Origin of the sequence: Arthrobacter humicola, assembly GCF_039531445.1 — a bacterium.
Taxonomy (GTDB): domain Bacteria; phylum Actinomycetota; class Actinomycetes; order Actinomycetales; family Micrococcaceae; genus Arthrobacter; species Arthrobacter humicola.
Window position 1 is genome coordinate 41,688 of the sequence record NZ_BAAAQB010000042.1, and the last position, 347, is coordinate 42,034.

Below are 347 nucleotides of genomic sequence, written 5' to 3' on the forward strand. Positions count from 1 at the left end.
ACAGGTCATCCCACTCCCGGCCCCAGACGACCTTGATCACGTTCCAGCCCGCGCCGCGGAAGAACGCCTCGAGTTCCTGCATGATCTTCCCGTTGCCCCGGACCGGGCCGTCCAGGCGCTGGAGGTTGCAGTTGATCACGAAGTTCAGGTTGTCCAGCTTGTCGTTCGCGGCGAGCTGGAGCAGGCCGCGGGACTCGGGCTCGTCCATTTCCCCGTCACCCAGGAACGCCCAGACCTGCTGGTCACTGGTGTCCTTGATGCCGCGGTTGTGCAGGTACCGGTTGGACTGGGCCTGGTAGATCGCGTTCATCGGCCCGATGCCCATCGAGACCGTGGGGAACTCCCAG

At 64.8% G+C, this 347-nt stretch carries 1 pseudogene; it reads right to left on the bottom strand.

The annotated features are described in order from the left end of the window. Positions 1–347 (bottom strand): annotated as a pseudogene (locus tag ABD243_RS19885) (pyruvate dehydrogenase (acetyl-transferring), homodimeric type); the annotation flags it as partial.